Origin of the sequence: Pseudomonas sp. ATCC PTA-122608, assembly GCF_001952855.1 — a bacterium.
In the GTDB taxonomy this organism is placed as follows: domain Bacteria; phylum Pseudomonadota; class Gammaproteobacteria; order Pseudomonadales; family Pseudomonadaceae; genus Aquipseudomonas.
In genome coordinates this window covers 37,458-63,842 of sequence record NZ_LPNO01000026.1, presented here as the reverse complement: position 1 = coordinate 63,842, position 26,385 = coordinate 37,458, and the positions used below count along the sequence as shown (strand labels likewise).

The window sequence follows — 26,385 nt, the reverse complement described above, 5'->3', positions numbered from 1 at the left end:
GCCCCATTCAGCCCGAGGCCGAACGCAGGTATTGCGGAGCGGGTAAACCGGCAGGACGCCGGTTTAGCCGCGCCGGGCCATGGATGGCCCGTCGCGGCGGCCCGCGGAGTAATGCCGGAGTGAGGGAACACCGAGCCTAGGCGAGGTGCCGACAGGCGGGGCAGAGCGTTTTGGTTACTTTTGCGCTTTTCAAAAGTGACCCGCTGTAAGAGCGGAACCCTAGGTGGCCGTTACCTAAATAACGGATATACCCCCAAAAGCTCAAACCAGCGACTGCTCCGCCAACTGCCCGTTCTCGATCCGCACATGCCGCCCATGGAAACGCTTGAGGCTGCTGCGATGCCCGACGCTGACGATGCTCAAACCCGGCAACTCATCGATCAATGCCTGATACAGCGCCGCCTCATCCTCCTCGTCCATCGCAGACGTAGCTTCATCCATGTACAGCCATTGCGGCTCAAACAACAACGCCCGGGCAAACGCCAGGCGCTGCTGCTCACCCGGCGACAACATCCGCTGCCAGTGGTTAGCTTCGTCCAACCGCGGAATCAGATGCGCCAGGCGGCAGGTTTCCAGGACCTGTGCATAACGTTCCGCCGGGTACGCGCCCTCCTCCTGTGGATAACTCAACACGCCACGCAGCGTACCAATCGGCAGATACGGCTTCTGCGGCAGGAACAGATAACGCTCGGCCGGCAAACGAATGTTGCCATGCCCGTTTGGCCACAAATTGCCCATGGCCCGCAGCAAGGTTGATTTGCCGCTGCCGGAACGACCGCTGAGCATCAGGCGCTCACCTTCGGCAACGGTCAGGTTGGCGCCTTCCAGCAGGTGACGACCATCAGCCAGGTCCAGGCTGAGGTTGTTCATCTGCAGATCACCGCCCTGGCGCTGCAACTCGATACCCATGTTGCGGCCTTCGTTTTCGTCCATCGCCTCGCCGAAGCTCAGCAGACGGTCACAGGTCGCACGCCAGCTGGCCAACACGGTGTACGCGTCGACAAACCAGCTCAGGCTGCCCTGCACACTGCCAAACGCCTGGGCGACCTGCATCAGTACGCCCAACTCGATCTTGCCGGCAAAGTAACGCGGCGCAGCCACCACAAACGGGAAAATGATCGCGATCTGCGAGTAACCGCTGGTGAAGAAATTCAGCCGCTTCTTGAGCTGCATGATGCTCCAGAAGTTGCTCCACACTCGCCCGAAGCGTGCACTCATCTGCTGGTGTTCATTGGGCTCGCCATTGAACAGCGCGATGCTTTCCGCGTTCTCCCGCACCCGCACCAGGCTGAAACGCAAGTCGGCCTCGAAGCGTTGCTGACGGTTGCTCAAGCCAATCAGTTTTCGACCAATCAAGTGGGTCAACCAACTGCCCAGCACCGCATAGACCAGCGCCGCCCAGAACATGTAGCCGGGAATCGTGATGCCCCACACTTCGATGCTGCCGGACACGCCCCACAGGATCACCGAGAACGACACCAGGCTCACCAGGTTACTGATGAAACCCAGGCCCAGGCTCAGGGTGCTGCTGGTAAAGGCGTTGAGGTCTTCGGAGATACGTTGGTCGGGGTTGTCGGTGTAGCCGCCGTATTCCAGGTGGTAGTAGTTCTTCTGGCTCAGCCACTTGGCAAAATAAGTTTCGGTCAGCCAGCGCCGCCAGCGGATGGTGAGCATCTGCTGCAAATAGGACGTGAACACCCCAGTGACGATCGCCACCACGGCAATCACGCTGAAGTACATCAGCAAGTGAGTGAAGGCGTCGTAGTCCTTCTTTTCCAGGGCGTTGTAAAAGTCGCGGTTCCAGCTGTTGAACCACACCGACACCGCCACACTGAACAGTGACAGCCCCAGCACCACCAGCAGCAACAGCCAGGCCTTGCCCTTCTCTTCACTGCGCCAGTAAGGGGTGATCAGCGCCCAGACTTTTCTTAAAAATTGCCCACGCACCGCGTCGTTGACCGCGGAATACTCAGCGTTCTGATTCATTGTTCAGGCTCGGTAGGAAAAAAATAACAGGCGTTTGAACCGATCATAGACGATCGGTTCAGGGCTCCGTGCGGCCTGAAGCAGGTTGTTCAGTCGCCGTTCAACGTCGTACCGGACGCTTCTGCAATTTGCGCTGCAACGTCCGGCGATGCATGCCCAGGGCGCGGGCCGTAGCGGAGATGTTGCCTTCGTGCTCGGTCAATACGCGCTGGATGTGTTCCCACTGCAGGCGGTCCACCGACATCGGGTTTTCCGGCACCAGGGTGTCGAGGTCGGCGTGCTCGGAGAGCAAGGCGGCCAGCACGTCGTCGGCGTCCGCCGGCTTGCACAGGTAGTTGCACGCGCCTCGCTTGATCGCCTCGACGGCGGTGGCAATGCTGGAATAGCCGGTGAGGATCACCACGCGCATTTCCGGGTCCAGCTCCAGCAGCTTGGGCAGCAGCACCAGGCCGGAGTCGCCGTCCATTTTCAGGTCCAGGGCCGCGTATTCCGGCAGGTCGGCCGTGGCGATGGCCAGGCCTTCTTCGGCGGAGCCGGCGGTGCTCACGCGAAAGCCACGACGGCTCATGGCGCGGGCCATCACGCGGGTAAAGGTAGCGTCGTCATCTACCAGCAGCAGGTGCGGCAGTTCTTCGCCTTCGACTTGGATCTCGTCACTCATCGATGTCTCCTCGTGCGACACGGGGCAGGCGCAGCTCGGTGAGCGTGCCGCCTTCCTCATGACTATAGAGTTTCACTGAGCCGCCCGCGCGAGTCACGCTGGCCTTGCTCAAAAACAGGCCCAGGCCGAAGCCTTTGCCCTTGGTGGTAAAGAAGGGTTTGCCGATCTGCTCGGCAATCGCCAACGGCACGCCGGCGCCGTGGTCGCGAATGCTGATGGTGAGGTCTTCCGCGTCCCAGTCCAGGGTCACTTCCAGGCCTTCCGGGCAGGCGTCGGCGGCGTTGTTCAGCAGGTTCAGCAGCGCCTGGGTCAGGTCCGGCGGCGGCGCCATGCGCGGCACCGTGCCCTGGCCCAGCAGGTGAAAACGGTAGCTGGCTTCGGGACGCATCAGGTGCCAGCGGTTCAGGGCTTCGTCCAGCCACTGGGTAACGTCCTGCATCTCCACCGCCAGGCGGCGATTGGCTTCGGCGGCGCGCACCAGTTGTTGCAAGGTCAGCTTGCACTGCTTGACCTGTTCCTGCAGCACGCTCAGGTCGTCTTGCAGGGCCGGGTCGTGGTGGTCCTGGGTCATTTCCTTGAGCAGTACGCTCATGGTCGCCAGCGGCGTCCCCAATTCATGGGCTGCGCCTGCGGCCTGGGTGGCGACGGCCAGCAGTTGCTGGTCGCGCAGGCCTTCTTCACGGCGAATGGCGCGCAGTTCTTCCTGGCGGCGCAGCTCTTCCGCCATCCGCGCGGCAAAGAAGGTGATGACCGCCGCCGAGAGGGCGAAGCTCAGCCACATGCCGTAGATCTGCAGGTTTTCCCGGGCGATGGGAAAGGTCTGCAACGGGTAGAACTGCGCCAGCAGCAGGGTGTACAGGGTCAGGGCGATGCCCGACAGCACCACCGAATAACGCCACGGCAGCGTCACCGCGGCGATGGTCAGTGGCACCAGGTAATAAGAAACGAAGGGGTTGGTGGAACCGCCGGAGAAGTACAGCAACACACTGTGGATAAACAGGTCGCAGGCCAGTTGCAGGGAGTATTCCAGCTCGGTCACCGGCCACGTGGTGCGCAGGCGAATGGCGGTAAACACGCACAGTACCGTGGAAAACCCGAGGGTCACGGCCAGTTGCAGCCAAGGCAGCGGCAGCAGGTTGAACCAATAGGCGAGCCCGACCGAACCGGCCTGTGCGGCCAGTACCAAGGTGCGGATGAACGTCAGGCGCCAAAGGTTCTGGCGGGTGGCGGAAGTCAGTTTTACGGCGGCGAGCATGAGCTCTCCCGATGAGCGCTGCAGGCGGATCGCACGGAGTATAAACGAAGCGACAGCGCTGGCACGGCGTGTGTGGCTCTTTGACGCAGGGGTCAGAAACATGACCGTTCGTCGGCATCCGTCAACGTGTAGCAAATGTGTAAACCCGAAGAACTGAAACCTTGCGTCTACAGTCTTACCGAACACGACCATCTCAAGGAGCTTACATGTCTCGTTTCATTCGCAGTGCAGCCACCCTCACCCTCGGCGCCGCTACCCTCGCCAGCCTGCCGGCCATGGCCGCTGATGAACTGCATTACAACCAGATTTCCCTGCGTGCCGAAGTCAGCCAGGAAGTGGCGCGCGACCAGATGATCGTCACCCTGTACACCGAGTCGCAGAACACCGACCCGGCCAAGCTGGCCGCCGAAATCACCACCACCATGAACAAAGCGCTGGCCCAGGCCCGTGAAGTCAAAGGCGTGACCCTGCGCCAGGGCAGCCGCAACAGCTACCCGATCTACGACAACAAGAACCAGAAAATCACCGGCTGGCGCGAACGCGCTGAACTGCGCATGGAAAGTGCCGACTTCGCCGCACTGTCCAAGCTCACCGGCGACATGCTGACCAACCTGAAAATGGACAGCATGGACTTCGCCATCGCCAACCCGACTCGCAAGGCCAGCGAAGATGCGCTGCTTAAAGAAGCGGTCACCGCGTTCAAGGCCCGTGCACAACTGGCCACCGATGCGCTGGGCGGCAAGGGCTACAAGATCGTCAACCTGAACTTCAACACCAATGGTTATCCACAGCCGTATGCCCGTGGCGGGATGATGATGAAAGCCGCAGCAATGGATTCGGCACCGACGCCGGAAGTTGAAGCGGGCACCAGCCAGGTCAATATGACGGCGGACGGTGTGATCGAAGTCCAGATGCCCTGATCGAGCGGTACCCGAGTTGCAATGACGCTGCCTACGGGCAGCGTTTTTTATTCAGGTGAGAACATATCCTGCAACTCTCCTCTGATATTCATCACGGAATCGATATTCCGGTTTTCGACACCTATATATACCCCAACGTTGACAGGGATTGCTCTGCGGGTATGTGTCCAACCCACTATCGAGTACCACACCCATGTACCTTCATTTATCCCCTTCCAGGCTGAGCGCAACGTCCCGTTTCTTGCAGCAAGCCGCTTCAATGCCGGCGCCGCCCACTCCACACCCCAGCGCTCACAAGACGCTCACCCCCACCCCAGTACAACCGCCGCAAGTTGATGCGCCGCCGGGAGACCCTGCCCTGGTCCAGGCCTACATCGGGGCGGTACAGCGTAAGGTCGAAGGCCACCGCCCCGGCTTGATCAAGGTTCCCGCCCAGACTGTGTTGGGCCAATGGCTTGAGCTGCATCGCTCGCAACTGGAACATCCGATTATTCAGGGCTGGATGCGCGAGCAGAAAATCGACCCGTCCAGCCTGTCGATAGTCCCTTCCACCGGAGCGATGTCCGCCAAAGTCGACGGTGTGAGGAAAGACTTCTCTCTCTCCGACGGTACCGGTTGGGGACAAGTTTCAGGACCGCTTCTCGCGTCCGGCAAGGTCATAGCTCCAGGCGTCGGGCAGGAATTACGGATACGTTCAAACGAAAACACCGTGGACGTCTCTGCAAAAGTAGTCGCTGGTTTTTACGGCATGCAGGTCCCAGCCAACCTGTCTGAGGGCAGGGCGCAAATCCGGCGACTGGAGCACAGCAAATCCTTCGAAGCCATTCCCCCCGATGACCGCCTGCGGCCTGCCAACCTGCGTTCGGCGCAGGCCCTGGACCTACAGAGGAGCAATACCGAGCAGTCTTACAGTGCTACACCGCAAAAACTGGCGTTTACCCGTTTAGCGACTGAGGTGGCGAACGCCTACCCCAACGTGCATAACGAGGCCAAACGGTGGGCGGGAGAGTTGATCGAGAAAGAGACCGGCCAAAAAAACGTAGACCCGGACAGCCTGTACCTCAATCGCTTCTATCAAGCTCAAAGCGCCTCGCCCGGCACCGCTACCGGCGCGATGCACCTGGGTGAAGAACCGTTCTATTCGAAACGCCTGCCGGACGCTTTGCTGGATAACTTCTCGGAACAAGACCAAATCCCCGGCCAACTTGACACAGAAGCCGGCATCTACAAGACCGGTCGCGGGGAAAGCACCAAGGGCGGCTATGGTGCCCACAATCAGTTCCCCCTCGCCCCTTCAACGTTGATGCACGGGAGTTGGAAAACTGACTTCCAGTCGCGCATGAGCACAAAAATAAACGAGTTTTGGAGTGCCAAGGGGGGAGACTACCGAACAACGTTGAAAGGGCAGTTCATCCAGCAGGCACGCGAGCAACTGAGCGGGTATGACGCCAAGACACCCCTCGAAAAAAAGCTGATGCCGGCCGAACACCAGTTCACCCGGGACGATTATCGATTGGTGATGAAGGCGGCCTCCAATATTGCGCAGGATGAAAACGCGCCACTGACGGTAGCCCAACTACAGACAGACGCACCGGCTAAAGACCAGTTGCGGGCCTATCCGTTCGACATCAATGGCTGGGGCTCCAGCGACATTATCCGGTTCGCCGTCCTGGATGACGGGCAGTACAACTATCAGAACAACCGTCGCGACGGTACGCAAATTCTCTACATCCCAGGTGCAACGCCGGCATTCCTGAGGTTCGCCTCCCTCGACAAAATGGACGAATGGGTGGTGGACCAAGCCAAGGACCCGAAAAAACGCGAGGCGCTCGCTTCGCATTTCTCCCTTTACAACCGCCAGGACGGCGGCGCGTTCGGAAAATTCGGCGTCGACTCCTCACTCGCTCATCTGGGCAACGGTGACTGGTCGAAGATGGAAGGCGAAACCATTGACCGCAACTATAAGCGCATCGAAGGTGACGTCTTCAGCCAAATGAAGGATCAGGCGAAGGAGCGCATGATCAGCGATGCGGACATCGCGATTAAATCCAACAGCGAGGTAACCCGGGACACCTGGCTCAATGACATTTCCGCAGCCGCCAAGCTGTTCGCGCCCATGGCGCCTATTGCTGCTCCCGTTGCAGCGGCCGCCGCCGCCCTCGGCGTCACGGAACTGGCGTTGGGTGCGGAAAAGTCCGCATCAGGCGACACACAGGCAGAACGCAGTGATGGCGCCTGGAAAGCCTTCGATGGCGCTCTCAATACCTTGTTTTCGGCCGGCGGGGGCGGGAAGGCCGAAGACCCGTTTGCAATACCGCGCGAGAACATGACGACGTTGCCCGGCCAGGCAACCTCCATCAACGCCTTGGAGGGCCGCGCAGGCCGTGGCTTGCCCAATCGCCTGCAGCCGTCACAAGCGGGCAATATCAGTGGCCATGCGGTAGCTGACGGTGATCATCTGATTGCCAATAGCACACCCAACGCCAAGGGCATTTATCAGGCCAAGGACGTTAACGGCGCCGACCAATGGTTAATCCGGCATACCGACGACACGGGCGTCAGCAAGGTGTTCGAGATCCGGGGGGATTTCAAACTCAGTGACAACTATGTGCAGATAATTGACCCGATAAGCCGAAAACCGGTGATGACCGTACATTCGAATGGCGATGGAGAGTGGGTGCGGGTCGGAGGTCAAGCTGGCCGGCCAAAATGGCCATGGCAACGCACGATATCGCCAACCCCTAGCGAAGAGATAAAACCGACTCCAGGGTTCGCAAATCACTTCCATAACCTGGATGGTTCGAAAATTAACGAAGCTGAAAAGTTTGATCAGTTTCTGAACGTTAACGAAAAAATCAACTACGACTTCTCCAGCAACAACTACGAAGAGGCAGGTGTTATCAAAAGAAAACTTAACGTCTCCTGGAGTGACAACGTTGACAACTTTACAGTCGCCACCTCGGAAAAGGCGAAACCCACAGAATTCGGATCCAGCGATTACAGTGATCAGTTCATTACGGATCTCAATCGCAACCCTTACACTTTGCGGGTAAATGGGAAACAGGTAGAGATCAATATACCCAAACAAATTAAGGCGCTTAATTTTCCCGGCAATAACGTCCCACAGTCAGAAATGAATGCGCTTATAAAGCAAGCCATCCAACAGTTTGAGCAAATCGTTCCGGAGCCTGCCCTGCGAGCCCGCATCTCTGAAGTTGCTCATCAAGGAGCTACGGCCCCTGCGTGGGGAGAGGTACAAGCAGGATTAAAAGATGACTATATGAGCACTGGAACCGATAGGCACTTCTACATTGACTACGACCCGGCCACTCAATCGGCTACCGTCACAGCCAATATCGACTTTACGGTTACCGATGTTTCAGGGTCGGATTTCAAACTCGTCAACGGCACCAGCGCAAGGGCCAGTAGAGTATTTAAAATAAGTGAAAGTAACGAGCTTGACGGTGATGGGCTCTCAATCGACAAATCAGCGCCCACACGCATAGAAGTATCTGTCGTGTAAAAAGTTATAAGCATCTCCCCTACCTGGCAATCCTGAACGGCGGTAACCTCGGTGACTGCCGTTTTCGTTTGCGCAGCGTTTACCTGCCACTTCAGGGGTCTCCATGGAAAGAATCACCTTTAAACCGCTGCTCCTCGCCGCCGGCCTGATGGCGTTTATGCCGATGGCCCAGGCGGCCAGTACCCTGGTCTACTGCTCCGAAGCCAGCCCCGCCGGTTTCGACCCCAGCCAGTACACCAGCGGCACGGATTTCGATGCCTCCGCCGAAACCGTGTTCAACCGCCTGACCCAGTTCAAGCGCGGCGGCACCGAAGTCGAACCCGGCCTGGCGACTCGCTGGGACGTGTCCAAAGACGGCCTGACCTACACCTTCCACCTGCGCGATGGCGTCAAGTTCCACACCACCGACTACTTCACCCCGACCCGCGACTTCAACGCCGACGACGTTGTGTTCACCTTCCAGCGCCTGCTTGACCCCGAGAGCCCGTTCCGTAAGGCCTACCCGTCCGAGTCACCGTACTTTACCGACATGGGCTTGAACACCACGATCAAGAGCGTCGAAAAACTCGACGAGCACACCGTGCGCTTCAACCTGAACAACGTCGACGCCTCCTTTGTGCAAAACCTGGCCATGAGTTTCGCCTCGGTGCAGTCCGCCGAATATGCCGCGCAGTTGCTCAAAGAAGACAAGGCCGCCGACATCAATCAGAAACCGGTAGGCACCGGGCCGTTCGTGTTCAAGCGTTACCAGAAGGATTCGCAGATTCGCTACAGCGCCAATAAACAGTATTGGAAGCCCGAGGATGTGAAGCTCGACAACCTGGTGTTCTCGATCACCCCGGACGCCGCCGTGCGCCTGCAAAAACTCAAGGCCGGCGAGTGCCAGGTCAGCGGTTACCCGCGTCCTTCCGACATCGAAGTGATGAAGCAGGACCCGAATCTGCGGGTGCTCCAGCAAGCCGGCTTTAACCTGGGCTTTCTCGCCTACAACGTGACCCACCCGCCCCTGGACCAGCTCAAGGTCCGCCAGGCCTTGGACATGGCCATCGACAAGCCGGCAATCATCAAGGCCGTGTACCAGAGCGCCGGACAATTGGCGCAGAACGCACTGCCTCCGGCGCAGTGGTCTTATGATCCGACGATCAAGGACGCGCCCTACGATCCGGCCAAGGCCCGGGCGCTACTAAAAGAAGCAGGGGTTGCACCAGGTACCACCCTCAACCTGTGGGCAATGACGGTTCAACGCGCGTCGAATCCCAACGCTCGAATGTCGGCGCAGATGATCCAGCAGGATTGGGAAAAAATCGGCATCAAGGCCAATATCGTCAGCTATGAGTGGGGCGAGTACATCAAACGCGCGAAAGCCGGCGAGCACGATGTGATGATTTACGGCTGGACCGGCGACAACGGCGACCCCGATAACTGGCTCGGCGTGCTCTATAGTTGTGCCGCGGTAAAGGGCAGCAACTACGCAAAATGGTGTAACCCGGCGTACGACAAACTGGTGCAGCAGGCCAAGGTCAGCAGCGACCGCGAGCAGCGTATCAAGTGGTATCAAGAGGCACAAAAAATCCTTAAAGAACAAGTGCCTATAACACCTATTGCAAACTCGACGGTTTTCCAGCCCCTTCGAAAGGAGGTGCAGGACTTCAAGATCAGCCCATTTGGACTCACACCGTTCTATGGCGTCAGTCTGAATAAGTAACAGCAACGCCCCAACCGAGTGCGCCAGACGCCTCGGTTGGGCATTCCTGGTGCGCGCCTCGCACCGAAAAAACCCTTCAAAAATGCGTAAATGTGCCCGAACTTACACATATGCGACATTCGTGTACGTTCGTACCACTGTTTAGCCGTTGTAGGCTCTCAACATCTTGCAATGGGTATGGGCCCTGCATAAGTATCCGCAGGTCGACTCACGAGGTCGCCCTCACTACCAAAAATGACAACAAATCATGAGGCCAACATGCTTAAACACGCAGTCATTCCGTTATTAGTCAGCGCCGGTTTAATGGCTGCTGCACCTTTCGCCCAAGCGGCGAGCAACTTGGTGTTCTGCTCCGAAGGGAGCCCGGCCGGTTTTGACCCAGGCCAGTACACCACCGGAACAGACTTCGATGCTTCGGCCGAAACCATGTTCAACCGTCTGACCCAGTTTGAGCGCGGCGGCACCGCTGTTGTTCCTGGGCTGGCCACGACCTGGGACGTTTCCCCGGATGGCCTGACGTACACCTTCCACCTTCGTGAAGGCGTCAAGTTCCACACCACCCCGTACTTCAAGCCAACTCGTGAATTCTCGGCTGACGACGTACTGTTCACTTTCAACCGGATGATCAACAAAGATGATCCGTTCCGTAAAGCCTACCCAACCGAGTTCCCGTACTTCACGGACATGGGTATGGACACCAACATCAAGAACATCGAGAAAGTCGATGCCCACACCGTCAAGTTCACCCTTGGCACCGTGGACGCCGCTTTCATCCAGAACCTGGCCATGAGCTTCGCCTCCATCCAGTCGGCCGAATACGCCGCCCAACTGTTGAAGGAAGGCAAGCCTCAGGACATCAACCAGAAGCCAATCGGCACTGGTCCGTTCGTGTTCAAGAGCTACCAGAAAGACTCCAACATCCGTTACACCGGCAACAAGGATTACTGGAAGCCTGAAGACGTGAAGATCGACAACCTGATCTTCGCCATCACCACTGACCCGTCGGTGCGTATCCAGAAGCTGAAGAAAAACGAATGCCAGGTGACCCTGTTCCCGCGTCCGGCCGACCTCAAGGCGCTGGGTGAAGACAAGGACCTGAAACTGCCGCACCAGGCCGGTTTCAACCTGGGCTACATCGCCTACAACGTAATGCCGGTCCTCAAGGGCCAGACCGCGCCTAACCCGCTGTCGGACATCCGGGTGCGTGAAGCCCTGGACATGTCGGTGAACAAGCAGCAGATCATTGATTCGGTTTACCAGGGCGCGGGTCAACTGGCCGTCAACGCCATGCCGCCAACCCAGTGGTCCTACGACACCACCATCAAGGATGCGCCGTTTGACGTGACCAAAGCCAAGGCTTTGCTCAAGGAAGCCGGCGTCAAGGAAGGCACCGAGATCACCCTGTGGGCGATGCCGGTCCAGCGTCCGTACAACCCGAACGCCAAGCTGATGGCTGAGATGCTGCAGAACGACTGGAAACAGATCGGCCTGAAAGTGAACATCGTCAGCTACGAGTGGGGCGAGTACATCAAGCGTTCCAAAGGCGGCGAGAACCAGGCCATGATCATTGGCTGGAGCGGCGACAATGGTGACCCGGACAACTGGTTGAACGTGCTGTTCGGCTGTGATTCCCTGGCCGGCAACAACTTCTCCAAGTGGTGCGACAAGAAATTCGACGGCATCGTGAAAGAAGCCAAGGCGACTTCCGACGTAGCCAAACGCACCGAGCTGTACAAGCAGGCGCAACATATCCTCAAAGATGCAGTCCCGATGACACCTATCGCGCACTCGACGGTGTATCAACCCATGCGCAACAACGTGCAGGACTTCAAGATCAGCCCATTTGGCTTGAACTCCTTCTACGGCGTGAGCGTAAGCGGCAAGTAAGAGGCTCTGACGGCGACGTTTATAACGTCGCCGTTATTGCATCTGCCAAGACCGTAGGAAATAGACCACATCCGCACGCGCCGCCGTCTTACGGCTGTTAACTGCGAATCGCGGCTCCGTTACCTACAAGGTCTGTCAGATTCGTTGTATTTACTGCCCGGCTCCCGACCCCTAACGTCGTGGCACGGCAGAAGCATCGTCTCTGTAGGGCAATTGCCGTTGTGGGATCAGTGATGTCGCCAGGTCATGAATGACCGGGCGATTGCTCACTGACGAAAACAACAAACAAGGATCGGGATTGTCATGCGCCATACCACCGTTCTATCCGCGATATTCGGCACCAGCCTGTTGGCTGTGGCCTCGATGGGCCAGGCTGCCGATAAAAAGAGCCTGGTGTTTTGCTCCGAAGGCAGCCCGGCTGGCTTCGACACCGCGCAATACACGACGGCCACCGACAACGACGCCGCCGAGCCTCTCTACAACCGCCTGGCCGAGTTCGAAAAAGGCGCGACCAATGTCGTACCAGGGCTGGCAACCAGCTGGGATATTTCCGAAGACGGCCTGACCTACACCTTCCACCTGCGTGAAGGGGTGAAATTCCACAGCAACAAGGACTTCAAGCCGACGCGTGATTTCAACGCCGACGATGTGCTGTTCACCTTCAATCGCATGCTTGACCCCGAACACCCGTTCCGCAAGGCCTACCCCACCGAGTTCCCATACTTCAACGGGATGAGCCTGAACAAGAACATCGCGAAGGTCGAGAAAACCGGCCCGCACACCGTGGTGATGACCTTGAACACGGTCGACGCCGCGTTCATCCAGAACATCGCCATGAGCTTCGCCTCGATCCTGTCGGCTGAATACGCCGACCATTTGCTCAAGATCGGCAAGCCCAGCGACATCAACCAGAAGCCGATCGGCACCGGGCCGTTCGTGTTCCAGCGTTACCAGAAAGACTCGCAGATTCGCTACACCGGCAACAAACAGTACTGGGACCCGAGCCGCGTGAAGCTCGACCAGCTGATTTTTGCGATCAACACCGACGCGTCTGTGCGGGTGCAAAAGCTCAAGGCCGGTGAATGCCAGATCACCCTGCACCCGCGCCCGGCCGACGTCGAAGCGCTGAAGGCCGACCCGAAGCTGCAACTGCTGACCAAGCCAGGCTTCAACCTCGGCTACATCGCCTATAACGTGCGGCACAAGCCTTTCGACCAGCTCGAAGTGCGTCAGGCCCTGGACATGGCGGTGAACAAGCAGAGCATTCTCAACGCCGTTTACCAAGGCGCGGGGCAACTGGCGGTCAACGCCATGCCACCGACCCAGTGGTCTTACGACGACACCATCAAGGACGCCGCCTACAACCCGGAAAAAGCCAAGGAACTGCTCAAGGCTGCCGGCGTGAAGGAAGGTACCGAGATCACCCTGTGGGCGATGCCGGTGCAACGGCCGTACAACCCCAACGCCAAGCTGATGGCCGAAATGCTGCAAAGCGATTGGGCCAAGATTGGTCTCAAGGTCAAGATCGTCAGCTATGAATGGGGCGAGTACATCAAGCGCACCAAGAATGGCGAGCACGATATCAGCCTGATCGGCTGGACCGGCGACAACGGTGACCCGGACAACTGGCTGGGCACTCTCTACAGCTGCGACGCCATCGGCGGGAACAACTACTCCATGTGGTGTGACCCGGCGTACGACAAGCTGATCAAGCAAGCCAAGGTCGTGACCGACCGCGAACAAAGGACTGTTCTGTACAAACAGGCGCAGCAACTGCTCAAGCAGCAGGTGCCGATCACGCCAGTCGCCCACTCGACGGTCAACCAGCCGTTAAGCGCCAAAGTCGAAGGTTTTAAAGTGAGCCCCTTCGGCCGCAACGTGTTCTCGGGCGTCAGCATTACCCCATAAAAAATAACCGGATTGCGCAGGGTGAGAATTCACCCTGCTGCAAACGTGCAGCCTTATTTCGGGTTTTACCCTCGGGCAAACGTTTGCAAAGGCTTGAAAGAGTTACACACCCAATAGCCGGTTCACCTAAAAAGACCGGCATTAAAAAGAGAACCAAAGGAGCTTCACCCATGAAACTGAGCAGCACCGCGCTACTGGCCCTGGCCATCAGCAGCATCACGGCTACCGCCTACGCTGAACCTGCAAGCCAGGACTTCGTTCCAACCACACTGGCCGGCACCAGCGCCCAAAGCGAGGCCAAAGGCTTTATCGATGGATTCAGCCTGGGCGGTACAACCCGTAACTGGTTCTCCAACGAACAACGCTTCCGCGGCAGCAAATTCACCTATCAGAAGCACGGCGAAGCCCGTACTGACAATTACCGTACCAACTGGGTGCAAGGCACCATCCTCAACGCTACCTCGGGCTTCACCCAAGGCACCGTGGGCGTGAGCACTGAGGTTGCGGTCTACAATGCTGTGGTCCTGGACCGTAGCAAGCGCGACATCAAGGGCGGTTCCAACCGTACCCTGGCCGACTCCGACGGCGACGCTGTAGACCAGTGGAGCAAACTGGGCCTGGCCAACGTCAAGTTCCGTGTCTCGAACACCACCTTGACTGCCGGTCGCCAGAACTTCAGCAGCGGCATCGTCGACACCATCGGCAACCGTGCGCTGCCTTCGAGCTTTGAAGGTGTGAGCTTCAACAGCGAAGAGTTCAGCAACCTGTCGTTCCAGGGCGGCGTGTTTGACCGCGTTTCGCCACGGACCGAGCAGAGCCTGTCGAAATTCCGCAGTGAATATGGCAATGGCCGCCAGGAAACCGACAAGGTCAACACCTTTGGCGTCAACTACCAGCCATTCAAGAGCCTGAAGACCAGCCTGTTTGCCGCCAACGTGGAAGACTTCTGGAACCAGTACTACTTCGGCGCTACCCACGAGCTGGGTGACAGCCAGACCCTGTCCCTGACCACTGGCCTGAACTACTACAAAACCGTCGACGAAGGCAAAAAGTTGATGGGCAAGATCGACAACGACACTTACTCGCTGTCGTTCGGCCTGACCCACCAGGCTCACAGCCTGACCTTCTCGTACCAGGCCGTGAACGGTGACGAGTACTTCGACTACCTGCACGAAACCAACGGCATCTACCTGGCCAACTCCCTGACGTCCGACTTTAACGGTCCGAACGAGAAGTCCTTCCAGATTGCCTACGGCATTAACATGGCCGAATACGGCGTGCCAGGCCTGAAGTTCAACATCTACTCGGCGCGTGGCTGGGGTATCGACGGTACTCACTACACCGGCGACGGCGGCCGCGCGGGCTTTGCCTACAACGGCATTCAGGCCCAGGACGGCGAGAAACACCAGGAATACGGTGTAGGCGCGGCTTACGCGATCCAGAGCGGCGCACTCAAGGCCACTACCTTCCGCGGTACCTACGTGACTCACCGTGCCAGCGCCAACCAGGCTGACGGCAACCTGCGTGAGTTCCGCCTGGTGACCACCATCCCGTTCAACATTCTTTAATCAGCGCCAGGTGGGCGGCGGGCTCAGGACGAGCCCGCCGCCTACGCTTGTCTGGTCCAATCGATTGCAGAGGGCTCTTAGATGAAAATGCTCCCGTTACAAGCTGCCATTGCCGCTGCGCTGTTGAGCGTCGCTGTTGGCATCTCGGCCAAACCGTTGGTCGTCTGCACCGAAGCCAGCCCGGAAGGTTTCGATCCGGTCTTGTACACCACGGCCGTCACCGCTGACGCCGCCGCTGAAACCATGTTCAACCGACTGGTGGACTTCAAGCCCGGCACCACCGACGTGATCCCGGCCCTCGCCAAGGAACTGCCGGAAATCAGCGCCGATGGCCTGACCTACACCTTTCACCTGCGTGACGACATCAAGTTCCACACCACCGACTACTTCAAACCCACGCGCAACCTGAACGCCGACGACGTGCTCTGGAGTTTCCAGCGCCAGCTGGACCCGAATCACCCGTGGCACAACAAGTCCAACGTGGGCTACCCGTACTTCGAAAGCATGGGTTTCAAGGAACTGCTCAAGAGCGTAACGAAGACCGATGACCACACCGTGGTCTTCACCCTGACCCGCCCTGAAGCACCGTTCCTGGCCGACCTGGCCATGGCATTTTCCTCGATTCACTCCGCCGAATACGCCGACCAGTTGCTCAAGTCCGGCAAGACCGATGACCTGAACGCCAAGCCCATCGGCACCGGCCCGTTCATCTTCACCCGCTACGCCAAAGACGCCCAAGTGCGCTTCAAGGCCAACCCGGACTACTTCCGTGGCAAGCCGCCGGCGGATCCGTTGATCCTGGCCATCACCACTGACAACAACGTGCGCCTGCAAAAGCTCAAGGCCAACGAATGCCAGATCGCGCTGTACCCAAAACCGGATGACGTGCCGAGCATGAAGGCCGACCCGAACCTGAAGGTTGCGGAACTGGCAGCGATGACCACCGCCTACACCGCCCTGAACACCACCCACAAGTACATGAGCGACGCGCGGGTACGTCACGCGATCAACATCGCGTTCGACAAGAAAGGCTACAACGAATCCCTGTACGGCAAAGGCAACTCCATCGATGCCACCGGCCCGTACCCGCCAACCCTGCTGGGCTTCAGCGACAAGCTGAAAAACCCGCCGCGTGACCTGGACAAGGCCCGCGCCCTGCTCAAGGAAGCCGGCGTACCGGAAGGCACCGAGTTCACCCTGTTCACCCGTAACGGCGGCGGCCCGACCAACCCCAACCCGATGCTCGGCGCCCAGCGCATGCAGGCGGACCTGGCGCAAATCGGCCTGAAAGTGAACATCAAGGTCATGGAATGGGGCGAAATGCTCAAACGCGCCAAGAATGGCGAACATGACATGGTCTCCGCCGGTTGGGCGGGGGACAACGGGGACCCGGATAACTTCCTCACCCCGAACTTGAGTTGCGATGCAGCGAAAAACGGCGAAAACTACGCCCGCTGGTGTAACAAAGAGTTTCAAGACTTGATCGACAAGGCGCGCGCTATCGCTGAACCCACCCAGCGCGCTGCACTCTATGAACAAGCAATGGACGTTTTCGACAAGGACCAACCATGGATTCCCATGGCTTACCCGAAAATGTTTACCGCCATGCGTAAAAACGTCGAAGGTTTTACCCAAAGCCCTCTGACTACAAATAACTTTGCCACCACCCAGGTGAAGTAAATAAGAGAAACGCTCGGCACCGTCGACATTGACGGTGCCGAACCTGCCTAACCGGCTGATTGAGGTACACAACAAGATGTTTAGTTTTATTGCCCGCCGATTGGGGTTACTGATCCCCACGTTTTTCGGCATCACCTTGCTGACGTTCGCGTTGATTCGCATGATCCCAGGCGACCCCGTCGAAGTCATGATGGGCGAACGACGAGTCGACCCCGAGATGCACGCACAGGCAATGGAACGCCTTGGCCTTAACAAGCCGTTGTATGCGCAATACCTGGACTACGTCGGCAAGCTCGCCCAAGGGGACCTTGGCGAATCGCTGCGTACCCGTACCAGCGTGTGGACCGAGTTCACCGCCCTCTTCCCGGCGACCCTGGAACTGTCCATGGCCGCCCTGTTGTTCGCCGGCATCCTGGGGCTGTTAGCCGGGGTGATCGCGGCCTTGAAACGAGGATCCCTGTTCGACCATGGGGTGATGGGCATCTCCCTGGCGGGATATTCGATGCCGATCTTCTGGTGGGGCCTGATCCTGATCATGTTCTTCTCCGTGAGCCTGGGCTGGACGCCAGTGTCGGGACGGATCGACCTGCTCTACGACATCGAGCCGCGCACCGGTTTCATGTTGATCGACACCCTGCTGGCTGACGAGCCGGACGCGTTCTGGGATGCGTTGCACCACCTGATCCTGCCGGCCATCGTGCTCGGCACCATCCCGCTGGCCGTGATCGCGCGGATGACCCGTTCGTCGATGCTTGAAGTCCTGCGTGAAGACTACATCCGTACCGCCAAGGCCAAAGGCCTGTCGCCGGCACGCGTGGTATTCGTCCACGGCCTGCGTAACGCGTTGATCCCGGTACTCACCGTGGTCGGCCTGCAAGTCGGCACGCTGCTGGCGGGTGCGGTCCTGACCGAAACCATCTTCTCGTGGCCCGGCATCGGCAAATGGCTGATTGAAGCCATTGGCGCACGGGACTATCCCGTGGTGCAAAACGGTATCCTGTTAATCGCCTGCCTGGTGATTCTGGTGAACTTCGTGGTGGACATCCTCTACGGCTTCGCCAACCCACGCATCCGTCACCAGCGCTGAGATCATGACCATGACCACACCTACTCCCGCGGTAGCAGTCGATCAAAGCCTGCTGTACCCGTCCCCGTACAAAGAATTCTGGCAAGCCTTCTCCAAGAACAAAGGCGCCGTTGCCGGCCTGCTGTTCATGTTGCTGGTAGTGTTTTGCGCGCTGTTCGCCCCTTGGGTGGCCCCGCACAACCCGAGCGAGCAATACCGTGACTTCCTGCTGACCCCTCCGGCCTGGCTGGAAGGTGGGCAGATCCAGTTCCTGCTGGGCACCGACGAACTGGGCCGTGACCTGCTGTCGCGCCTGATCCAGGGTTCGCGCCTGTCCTTGCTGATCGGCTTGTCGTCGGTAGTCATGTCGCTGATCCCGGGGATCCTGCTGGGTCTGTTCGCCGGTTTCTTCCCACGCATGCTTGGCCCGACCATCATGCGTCTGATGGACATCATGCTGGCCCTGCCATCGCTGCTGCTGGCTGTGGCCATTGTCGCGATCCTCGGCCCTGGCCTGATCAACACCGTGATCGCCATCGCGATCGTGTCGCTGCCGTCCTATGTCCGCCTGACCCGTGCTGCGGTGATGGGCGAACTGAACCGTGACTACGTGACCGCCGCCCGCCTCGCCGGCGCCGGCCTGCCGCGCCTGATGTTCGTCACCGTGCTGCCTAACTGCATGGCACCGTTGATCGTTCAGGCCACCCTGAGTTTCTCCTCGGCAATTCTCGATGCCGCAGCCCTTGGCTTCCTGGGCCTTGGCGTACAACCGCCAACCCCGGAGTGGGGCACCATGCTGGCTTCGGCCCGCGACTACATCGAACGCGCCTGGTGGGTAGTGAGCCTGCCTGGCTTGACCATTTTGCTCAGCGTGCTGGCAATCAACCTGATGGGCGACGGCCTGCGCGATGCGCTGGACCCGAAACTCAAGAACGCCGCCTGAGGAGATTCCCATGTCACTGCTAGAAATCAAGAATCTCAATGTCCGCTTCGGCGACAAGACCGCCGTGCCGGTGGTCGATGGCCTCGACATCTCCGTCGACAAAGGCGAAGTACTGGCGATCGTTGGCGAGTCGGGTTCGGGTAAATCCGTGACCATGATGGCGCTGATGGGCCTGATCGAGCACCCCGGCATCGTCACCGCCGACGCCCTGAACTTCGACGGCAAGGACATGCTCAAGCTGAGCAACCGCCAGCGCCGGCAGATCGTCGGTAAAGACCTGGCGATGGTTTTCCAGGACCCGATGACCGCCCTGAACCCCAGCTACACCGTGGGTTTTCAGATCGAAGAAGTACTGCGCCTGCATTTGAAAATGTCCGGCAAGCAAGCGCGCAAGCGTGCCATCGAACTGCTCGAAAAGGTGGAAATCCCGGGCGCTGCCAGCCGTATGGATGCCTACCCGCATCAACTGTCCGGTGGTATGAGCCAGCGTGTGGCTATCGCCATGGCCATCGCCGGCGAGCCGAAACTGCTGATCGCCGATGAACCGACCACGGCACTCGACGTGACCATCCAGGCCCAGATCATGGAACTGCTGCTGGCCTTGCAGAAAGAGCAGAACATGGGCCTGGTGCTGATCACCCACGACCTCGCGGTGGTGGCTGAAACTGCTCAGCGCGTGTGCGTGATGTACGCCGGCCAAGCCGTGGAAGTCGGCCAGGTGCCGCAGTTGTTCGACATCCCGGCGCACCCGTACAGCGAAGCGCTGCTCAAGGCGATTCCCGAGCACAGCCTGGGCGCCACGCGCCTGGCCACGCTGCCGGGTATCGTTCCCGGCCGTTATGACCGCCCGCAGGGTTGCCTGCTGTCGCCACGCTGCCCGTATGTGCAGGAATCCTGCCGCGCCCAACGCCCGGGCCTTGACCCGAAAAGCAACAGCCTCGCCCGCTGCTTCTACCCGCTGAATCAGGAGGTGGCGTAATGGCCGTCGTACTTACCGCCCGCGACCTGACCCGTCACTACGAAGTGTCCCGTGGCCTGTTCAAGGGCCACGCCCTGGTGCGCGCGCTCAATGGTGTGTCGTTCGAGCTGGAAGCCGGCAAGACCCTCGCTGTCGTGGGCGAATCCGGTTGCGGCAAATCCACCCTGGCCCGTGCCCTGACGCTGATCGAAGAACCCTCTTCCGGCTCGCTGAAAATCGCCGGCCAGGAAGTTGCCGGCGCCGACAAGGCCCAGCGCAAGCAATTGCGCAAAGACGTGCAGATGGTGTTCCAGAGCCCGTACGCCTCGTTGAACCCACGCCAGAAAGTCGGTGACCAACTGGGCGAGCCGCTGCTGATCAACACCAACCTGTCCGCCGCCGAACGCCGGGAAAAGGTCCAGGCGATGATGAAGCAAGTGGGCCTGCGCCCTGAGCATTATCAGCGCTACCCGCACATGTTCTCCGGTGGCCAGCGCCAGCGGATCGCACTGGCCCGGGCGATGATGCTGCAACCGAAAGTGCTGGTGGCGGATGAACCGACCTCGGCGTTGGACGTGTCGATCCAGGCTCAGGTGCTTAACCTGTTCATGGACCTGCAGCAGGAATTCAACACCGCCTACGTGTTCATCTCCCACAACCTCGCGGTGGTACAACACGTCGCCGATGACGTGATGGTGATGTACCTCGGCCGCCCGGTGGAAGTAGGTCCGAAGGAAGATATCTACGCACGCCCGTTGCACCCGTACACCCAGGCGCTGCTGTCGGCGACCCCGACCATTCACCCGGACCCGAACAAGCCGAAGATCAAGATCGTCGGCGAACTGCCCAACCCGCTGAACCCGCCGTCTGGCTGCGCCTTCCACAAGCGCTGCCCGTACGCGACCCAACTGTGCAGCACCGACGAGCCACTGTTGCGGCCACTCGACAACCGTCAGGTGGCTTGCCACTACGCGGAACAGTTCGTGGCCTGACCCACAAAAAATGCCTTGGGGTTAAGCCCAGGGCATCGACTGTGTTCTACAGCCCCTCTCGCCGGATAGCGCATCTGTCTGGCAGGAGGGGCTTTTTTTTAGCGCGACTCAAGTATCGCTGTCACCATCACCCGCATCGCTATCATCGTCATCCGGCGGTGTTTGTTGATCATCATCATCCTTGGAGCCGCCCTGGTCCTCGTCACCAGGCTCGGATTCACTCTTGGCCAGCTGCAAACCACCTGCCTGTACCGTCTTCGCTGCCACAAACCCCGTGGAATAGCTTTGCACGGCCGTAGTGGCCCACGCAGAGGACATGCCCAGCGACAACATCACCAGCACTTTGAGCAACAGCACCACACGTTGAAAGATACTCATGGTCGATTTCCGTCCAGTCAGTAAGTAAATCCCGCACGACAGCCTTTTTCCGCCGTCAGCGTTGAAGTTAGTCCCCATGCAGGGTTTTCGCCAGCGCAGTCCGGCGGCGCACTCAACTATTGCCATCATCGTAGGTTTGGCTGTCTTCACCCTCGTTATCCGGGTTCTCGGCGTCATCGCTGCTGGTGGTGCTGGTTTGTGGCTTCCAGCTGCCGGAATTGCTTTCCTTGGTACCGCTGGTCTTGCCTGTGTCCTTCCAGGTCTGGTCCCCTGTAGCGGCCAATAGCATCTCGCCCTGCGCCGGCTGATGCGCCCAGGCTGACGATATGCCCAGGGACGCCAGTGCCAGCACTTTCAACAACAACACGACCCGCGGTAAAACACGCATGCTCATTTCCCTCCTGCCGGTGAGTACATCCCGTACTCAAGACGCTAGTCTCAATGCGCGTGTTTCGCCAATAGAGCTTGAGTATGTACATACCTTGTGCAGAGGGCTCTGGTGGGGTGGGTGGGGTGGGTTGAGTACATATCCGTTTCTTCGGTAACGGCCACCTATGGTTCCGCTCTTACAGCGGGTCACTTTTGGCAAATGCCCCAAAAGTAACCAAAAGGTCTTTGCCCCACCACTCGGTGCCTCGCCTAGGCTCGGCATGCCCGCACTCCGGCCCGATTCCGCGGGCCGCCGCGACGGGCCATCCATGGCCCGGCGCGGCTAAATCGGCTTCCCTGCCGATTTACCCGCTCCACCGTGCCTACTTGCGGCCATCGTGGTTGACGGGGCCCGCAGATCAAAATCAAAAGCAGATCAAGAGCACAGCGGCCTACAGGCCGGCTTGAGTGTTAAAAGCGATTTTCTGTAGGAGCGAGCTTGCTCGCGAAAAACCTGAGAGCGCCGCGTTGAATCAGGGTGCCAGCGTCATCGTTAACGACCTTCGCGAGCAAGCTCGCTCCTACATTTGGACCGTGCCCGCTTTAGCTTTTGATTTTGCTTCACCACACTCAAGCCGGCCGGGAGGCCGCTGTGCTTTTGCTGTTGATCTTGATCTTGATCTTAGGCGCCCCGTTAAACCACGCTGGCCGAACGCAGGCTTTGGAGCGTGGGTAACCCGGCAGGACGCCGGGTTAGCCGCGCTGGGCCAAGGATGGCCCATCGCGGCGGCCCACGCTCCAAAGCCGGAGTGCGGGCACACCGAGCCCAAGCGAGGTGCCGAGTGGTGGGGCAAGAGCCTTTTGGTTACTTTTGGGCTCTTTTCAAAAGTGACCCGCTGTAAGAGCGGAACCAATAGAGGCCGTTACGCAGATAACGGATATACACCCCGCCTAACTGCCCAACAAAAAAGGGCGAAGCCATGACAGCTTCGCCCTTTCGCCCACCACTAACCCTTAATGGTGTTCGCGAGTCGCACGGAATTTCACATCCGGCCAACGCTCTTCCATCAGCGCCAGGTTGACCCGGGTCGGGGCCAGGTAGGTCAGGTGCCCACCGCCGTCGATCGCGAGGTTTTCCACAGCCTTGACCTTGAACTCTTCCAGCTTCTTCTTATCGCTGCAATCAATCCAACGCGCGGAATACACGGTGATCGGCTCGTAGGAGCATTCCACCTTGTATTCCTCTTTCAAACGGCTGGCCACCACATCGAACTGCAGCACACCAACGGCGCCGAGGATGATGTCGTTGCTGCGCTCCGGGAAGAACACCTGGGTGGCGCCCTCTTCCGCCAACTGCTGCAAACCCTGGCGCAGTTGCTTGGATTTCAACGGGTCACGCAGGCGTACGCGGCGGAACAGTTCCGGGGCGAAGTGCGGAATACCCGTAAAGCCCAGCACTTCACCTTCGGTGAAGGTGTCGCCGATCTGGATGGTGCCGTGGTTGTGCAAGCCGATGATGTCACCGGCAAACGCTTCTTCCAGTTGCTCACGCTCGGAGGAGAAGAAGGTCAGGGCGTCGCCGATGCGCACGTCCTTGCCGGTACGCACGTGGCGCATCTTCATGCCTTTTTCATATTTGCCGGAGCAGATACGCATAAAGGCGATACGGTCACGGTGTTTCGGGTCCATGTTCGCCTGGATCTTGAACACGAAGCCGGCAAACTTCTCTTCCACCGGTTCAACGGTACGCTCGTTGGCAACACGTGCCAGCGGCTTGGGTGCCCAATTGACCACGGCGTCGAGCACGTGATCGACACCGAAGTTACCCAGGGCAGTACCGAAGAACACCGGCGTCAGCTGGCCGTCGAGGAATTCCTGCTGGTTGAACGCGTGGCAGGCGCCCTGCACCAGTTCCAGCTGGTCGACAAACCGGTCGTACTCGTCACCCAGGTGGGCGCGGGCTTCGTCGGAGTCGAGCTTCTCGATGATTTTCACATCGGTACGCTCGTGGCCATGGCCGGCGGTGTACACAATGATGTAGTCGTCGGCCAGGTGATACACGCCCTTGAAGTCGCGGTAGCAACCAATCGGCCAGGTGATCGGCGCGGCTTTGATCTTCAGGACGGCTTCGATTTCGTCCAGCAGTTCGATCGGGTCGCGGATGTCACGGTCGAGTTTGTTGATAAAGCTGACAATCGGCGTGTCCCGCAGGCGGCAGACGTCCATCAGCGCGATAGTCCGTGGCTCAACGCCTTTACCGCCGTCGAGGACCATCAGTGCCGAGTCCACCGCAGTCAGGGTGCGGTAGGTGTCTTCGGAGAAGTCTTCGTGGCCCGGGGTGTCGAGCAGGTTGATCATGTGGTCGCGATACGGGAACTGCATGACCGACGTGGTAATGGAGATACCACGCTGCTTTTCCATTTCCATCCAGTCGGAGGTGGCATGGCGGTCGGATTTACGGGATTTCACCGTGCCGGCCACCGCGATCGCCTTGCCCATCAGCAACAGCTTTTCGGTGATGGTGGTTTTACCGGCATCGGGGTGGGAAATAATGGCGAAAGTGCGGCGTTTCGCGACTTCGGCGGCCTGGTGGGTCATGGGAAATCGCCTGGCAGGTGAGTCAAAAAAGGGCGGCGAGTATAGCGCAAACCCGGGGTTACAGACCACCGTTCACCCCATTGGGGGTGGCTAATTGCTGCCAAGTATGGAACCTTTTAAAAGGTAGAGACGTCCACTCCCCTGCTATCGCACTCGTAACAGGGGCTGAAAAATCAGCAAGTTAGCCTGACGAGGCTGCGCTCATGGCTCGACCTCATACCGCGTTGCCGGTATTGGCGAGCTGCATTTCGCGACCATATTTGCCGACAGCCAGGAATGGCATTGCCGCTCGGAAATGTGTTCGCCGACAGAAGAAAAAAGGAGTCCGCCTGTGGCTATTCGCTATGGCAAAGGGCTGATAGGAGGAGCGGTTGTCGTCGCTCTCCTGGCCCTGCTGGTCCACTGGATCGGCATCAACACGATCGAACTGTACCGCGACGATTTGTTGTTTTACCTGCAAGCTCACTTGATCCTCGTCCTTGTTTCGATGCTGGCCGCCCTGATCGTAGGGATTCCCGCCGGTATCCTGCTCAGCCGACCGAATATGGTCGGGCGCGCAGAACGCTTCATGCAGATCTTCAACATCGGCAATACCGTCCCTCCCCTGGCCGTACTGGCCATCGCCCTCGGTGTCCTTGGCATCGGCAGCGGCCCCGCGATTTTCGCGCTGTTCCTCGCCTCGTTGCTGCCCATCGTGCGCAACACTTATGAAGGCCTGAAAAACGTTCAAGGTTCCCTGAAAGAAGCCGCCGTCGGCATCGGCATGACGCCGCGCCAAGTGCTGTTTCGCGTGGAACTGCCCAACGCCGTGCCGATCATCATCGGCGGTGTGCGCGTGGCCCTGGCGATCAACGTCGGTACCGCGCCCCTGGCGTTCCTGATTGGCGCCAACAGCCTGGGCAGCCTGATCTTCCCCGGCATTGCCCTGAACAATCAGCCGCAACTGCTGCTCGGCGCCGCGTGCACCGCGCTGCTGGCCTTGCTGCTCGACGGTCTGGTGACCATGGCCAGCCGCCTTTGGCTGGAACGCGGGTTGCGTCCGTCTTAAGGCTTTGGCCCCGTCTTGGGCCTGAAACAGGAATTCACATGAAAAAACTGACATTGATATTGAGCTGCGTCCTGCTGTTCGCAGGATTTGCGCAAGCCGCTGAAAAACCGGTCATCCGCATCGGCGCCCGGGTGTTCACTGAACAAACCCTGCTCGCCGAAATCACTTCCCAGTACCTGCGCACCAAGGGTTACGACACCCGTGTGACCGGCGGCCTGGGCAGCAACCTGGCGCGCAGTGCCCAGGAAAGCGGGCAACTGGACCTGATCTGGGAATACACCGGCGTTTCGCTGGTGGCCTATAACCATGTCGACGAGAAGCTCGACAGCGAACAGTCCTACGCCCGAGTGAAAGAACTCGATGCGAAAAAAGGCCTGGTCTGGCTCTCCCCGTCGAAATTCAGCAACACCTACGCCCTGGCCTTGCCAGAGAACGTGGCCAAGGAATTTCCGCAGATCAACAGCATCAGCGACCTGACTGCGGCACTGGCCGAGAAAACCAAGGAAAACCGCCTGGTGGCCCTGGACACCGAGTTCGCCAACCGTTCCGACGGCATGGCCGGCATGGTCAAGCTGTACGAGATGAACCTGACCCGCAAAAACACCCGCCAGATGGACGCCGGCCTGGTTTACACCGCGCTGCGTAATGGCCAGGTGTTTGCCGGTTTGGTCTACACCACTGACGGTCGCCTGAACGCCTTCAAACTGAAGCTGCTGGATGACGACAAGCATTACTTCCCGGACTACACCGCAGCCCCTGTGGTGCGTCAGGTTTACCTCGACGCCCACCCGCAACTGGCCGCAGACCTTGCGCCCTTGGCCGCACTGTTCGACGACGCAACCATGCGCCAACTGAATGCGCGGGTCGACGTCGACCATGAAAGCCCATCCGCTGTGGCCGCAGATTTCCTGCGCCAGCATCCGATCAACTAAGAGGAGAA

19 protein-coding genes are annotated in these 26,385 nt (G+C 59.1%); 13 read left to right on the top strand and 6 right to left on the bottom strand.

The annotated features are described in order from the left end of the window. Window positions 1-261: 261 nt before the first annotated feature. The 3 genes from AU074_RS22160 to AU074_RS22150 form a co-directional block, all read right to left on the bottom strand. The gene (locus AU074_RS22160) at window positions 262-1,986 is read right to left on the bottom strand and encodes an ABC transporter ATP-binding protein/permease (RefSeq protein ID WP_076016516.1); all 1,725 of its coding nucleotides are present in this window, start codon (window positions 1,984-1,986) and stop codon (window positions 262-264) included. 100 nt (window positions 1,987-2,086) lie between these two features. Next, on the bottom strand, window positions 2,087-2,647 hold the full coding sequence (locus tag AU074_RS22155) for a response regulator transcription factor (protein WP_003216016.1): 561 nt from the start codon (window positions 2,645-2,647) through the stop codon (window positions 2,087-2,089). Beyond that, window positions 2,640-3,902 carry an ATP-binding protein gene (locus AU074_RS22150; RefSeq protein ID WP_076016515.1) on the bottom strand — a complete coding sequence of 421 codons (1,263 nt, stop codon included), beginning with the start codon at window positions 3,900-3,902 and terminating at the stop codon, window positions 2,640-2,642. The genes AU074_RS22155 and AU074_RS22150 overlap by 8 nt, the downstream gene beginning before the upstream one ends. A 206-nt stretch (window positions 3,903-4,108) precedes the next feature. On the opposite strand from AU074_RS22150, the gene AU074_RS22145 reads away from it, so the two are divergent. The 11 genes from AU074_RS22145 to AU074_RS22095 all read left to right on the top strand — a co-directional run bounded on the left by AU074_RS22145 (window position 4,109) and on the right by AU074_RS22095 (window position 21,052). Continuing rightward, window positions 4,109-4,822, top strand: a complete 714-nt coding sequence (locus tag AU074_RS22145) for an SIMPL domain-containing protein (protein ID WP_003216012.1) — start codon at window positions 4,109-4,111, stop codon at window positions 4,820-4,822. Window positions 4,823-5,237: 415 nt separating this feature from the next. Then, the gene (locus tag AU074_RS22140) at window positions 5,238-8,345 is read left to right on the top strand and encodes a dermonecrotic toxin domain-containing protein (protein ID WP_143503638.1); all 3,108 of its coding nucleotides are present in this window, start codon (window positions 5,238-5,240) and stop codon (window positions 8,343-8,345) included. Between the two features lie 103 nt (window positions 8,346-8,448). After that, window positions 8,449-10,050, top strand: a complete 1,602-nt coding sequence (locus AU074_RS22135; RefSeq protein ID WP_076016513.1) for an ABC transporter substrate-binding protein — start codon at window positions 8,449-8,451, stop codon at window positions 10,048-10,050. Window positions 10,051-10,308: 258 nt separating this feature from the next. Next, window positions 10,309-11,937 carry an ABC transporter substrate-binding protein gene (locus AU074_RS22130; protein ID WP_076016512.1) on the top strand — a complete coding sequence of 543 codons (1,629 nt, stop codon included), beginning with the start codon at window positions 10,309-10,311 and terminating at the stop codon, window positions 11,935-11,937. A 363-nt stretch (window positions 11,938-12,300) separates the two neighbouring features. After that, window positions 12,301-13,845 carry an ABC transporter substrate-binding protein gene (locus AU074_RS22125; RefSeq protein ID WP_371916644.1) on the top strand — a complete coding sequence of 515 codons (1,545 nt, stop codon included), beginning with the start codon at window positions 12,301-12,303 and terminating at the stop codon, window positions 13,843-13,845. Between the two features lie 170 nt (window positions 13,846-14,015). After that, complete coding sequence (locus AU074_RS22120; RefSeq protein WP_076016510.1) at window positions 14,016-15,413, top strand: OprD family porin; 1,398 nt, start codon at window positions 14,016-14,018, stop codon at window positions 15,411-15,413. Between the two features lie 81 nt (window positions 15,414-15,494). Further along, on the top strand, window positions 15,495-17,093 hold the full coding sequence (locus tag AU074_RS22115) for an ABC transporter substrate-binding protein (protein ID WP_076016509.1): 1,599 nt from the start codon (window positions 15,495-15,497) through the stop codon (window positions 17,091-17,093). A 76-nt stretch (window positions 17,094-17,169) separates the two neighbouring features. Continuing rightward, window positions 17,170-18,180 (top strand): ABC transporter permease subunit, encoded by a 1,011-nt coding sequence (locus AU074_RS22110; RefSeq protein WP_003171721.1) that lies wholly within the window; start codon window positions 17,170-17,172, stop codon window positions 18,178-18,180. A 10-nt stretch (window positions 18,181-18,190) separates the two neighbouring features. Next, the gene (locus tag AU074_RS22105) at window positions 18,191-19,102 is read left to right on the top strand and encodes an ABC transporter permease subunit (protein WP_076016508.1); all 912 of its coding nucleotides are present in this window, start codon (window positions 18,191-18,193) and stop codon (window positions 19,100-19,102) included. A 10-nt stretch (window positions 19,103-19,112) separates the two neighbouring features. Further along, window positions 19,113-20,081: an ABC transporter ATP-binding protein gene (locus tag AU074_RS22100; RefSeq protein ID WP_017138287.1), complete on the top strand. Its 969-nt coding sequence runs from the start codon at window positions 19,113-19,115 to the stop codon at window positions 20,079-20,081. Beyond that, window positions 20,081-21,052 (top strand): peptide ABC transporter ATP-binding protein, encoded by a 972-nt coding sequence (locus AU074_RS22095; protein ID WP_076016507.1) that lies wholly within the window; start codon window positions 20,081-20,083, stop codon window positions 21,050-21,052. The genes AU074_RS22100 and AU074_RS22095 overlap by 1 nt, the downstream gene beginning before the upstream one ends. Window positions 21,053-21,160: 108 nt before the next feature. Here the strand turns inward: AU074_RS22095 and AU074_RS22090 are convergent, their stop codons facing one another. From AU074_RS22090 to AU074_RS22075, 3 genes are all read right to left on the bottom strand, one after another. Continuing rightward, window positions 21,161-21,430 carry a hypothetical protein gene (locus tag AU074_RS22090; RefSeq protein ID WP_076016506.1) on the bottom strand — a complete coding sequence of 90 codons (270 nt, stop codon included), beginning with the start codon at window positions 21,428-21,430 and terminating at the stop codon, window positions 21,161-21,163. 112 nt (window positions 21,431-21,542) lie between these two features. Then, window positions 21,543-21,818: a hypothetical protein gene (locus AU074_RS22085; RefSeq protein WP_076016519.1), complete on the bottom strand. Its 276-nt coding sequence runs from the start codon at window positions 21,816-21,818 to the stop codon at window positions 21,543-21,545. Between the two features lie 995 nt (window positions 21,819-22,813). Further along, window positions 22,814-24,397 (bottom strand): peptide chain release factor 3, encoded by a 1,584-nt coding sequence (locus AU074_RS22075; RefSeq protein ID WP_076016505.1) that lies wholly within the window; start codon window positions 24,395-24,397, stop codon window positions 22,814-22,816. A gap of 331 nt (window positions 24,398-24,728) precedes the next feature. Between AU074_RS22075 and AU074_RS22070 the strand changes: the two genes are divergently transcribed. Together AU074_RS22070 and AU074_RS22065 are read left to right on the top strand one after the other, a co-directional pair. Next, window positions 24,729-25,445, top strand: coding sequence for an ABC transporter permease (locus AU074_RS22070; protein WP_003215977.1), 717 nt, complete (start codon window positions 24,729-24,731; stop codon window positions 25,443-25,445). Window positions 25,446-25,483: 38 nt separating this feature from the next. Continuing rightward, window positions 25,484-26,377 carry a glycine betaine ABC transporter substrate-binding protein gene (locus AU074_RS22065; RefSeq protein WP_076016504.1) on the top strand — a complete coding sequence of 298 codons (894 nt, stop codon included), beginning with the start codon at window positions 25,484-25,486 and terminating at the stop codon, window positions 26,375-26,377. Window positions 26,378-26,385: the final 8 nt, after the last annotated feature.